Annotated in this window: 1 protein-coding gene; it reads right to left on the reverse strand. The window is 64.3% G+C overall.

Going from position 1 to position 1,052, the window contains the following annotated elements; all coding sequences use genetic code 11:
- Positions 1-945: an IS481 family transposase gene (locus tag CEK65_RS15810; RefSeq protein WP_152182291.1), complete on the reverse strand. Its 945-nt coding sequence runs from the start codon at positions 943-945 to the stop codon at positions 1-3.
- Positions 946-1,052: the final 107 nt, after the last annotated feature.

Genomic DNA, 1,052 nt, shown 5'->3' on the forward strand with positions numbered 1-1,052 from the left:
CTAGCTGTGTAAACCCACCACGTTGTTCAGTGGAATTCGGGAGATGGGAGGTTTGTAGCCGAGGCTGGCGTGTGGTCGATGCCAGTTGTAATGATGCAGCCAGCCCGAGAAGGCGTTGGCGCGTTGCGTGGAGTCGATATAGGAGCGCGCATAAGCCCATTCGCGCAGGCTGGTCTGCACCAGTCGCTCGGCCTTGCCATTGGTGCGTGGCGTGTAGGGGCGGGTTCGCAGATGGCGCAGGCCGAGCCGTCGGACAAGGCGTCGGAAGCGGCGTGATGTGTAGCAGGCGCCGTTGTCGGTCAACACGCGCTCCAAGCGCACGCCCAGGCTGCGGTAGTAGCGAACCGCCTGCATCAGGGCCCTGCAGGCACTGAGACCGCGCTCATCGGGCTCGATGGTGCCGAAGGCCACGCGGGAGTGATCGTCGATGGCCAGGTGGACGTACTCCCAGCCAATGCCACGGGAGGTGACCGTCCGATCATCGGTCACGCGGTGGCCGGGCTGGCGGAAACGGGCCAGCTTCTTGATGTCCAGATGCAGCAGTTGGCCGGGTTGGGCGTATTCATAGCGATTGTCCGGCAGCGCCGGTTCCAGCTCGGCCAGCCGGTGCAGGCCGGCGCGGCGCAGCAACCGGGCGATGGTGCTTGGTGCCACAGGAAGCTGCCCGGCAATCTGGCGGTAGGTTTGCCGGCAGCGGCGCTGCTCAAGGACCTGATCCACGATGGACTGCGCAATAGCGTGCGGGCAATGACGTGGCCGCGAGGAGCGATCCATCAGCCCCGCCGTGCCTTCTTCCTTGAACCGCCTGAGCCACTTGTAGGCAGTGCGCACGCTGACCCCGGCGGCATGCGCCGCCTCCTCCACGCGCAGCCCATGAACAAGGATGCGATCCACCAGCAGGGCTCGACCGCGAGGGCTCAAACGGGCATGTTTATGCAGGTTCATCCGGGGCTCCTGGGGCTGGGTTGGCTTGGTAACCCCCATCTTCCAGAGATGCCCCGGATGAACAACCTACTGAGAGATCACACCTGTCTCTGATACAAATCTCCGAC

Origin of the sequence: Xanthomonas sp. LMG 12459 (genome assembly GCF_009192905.1) — a bacterium.
GTDB classification, from domain to species: Bacteria; Pseudomonadota; Gammaproteobacteria; order Xanthomonadales; family Xanthomonadaceae; genus Xanthomonas_A; species Xanthomonas_A sontii.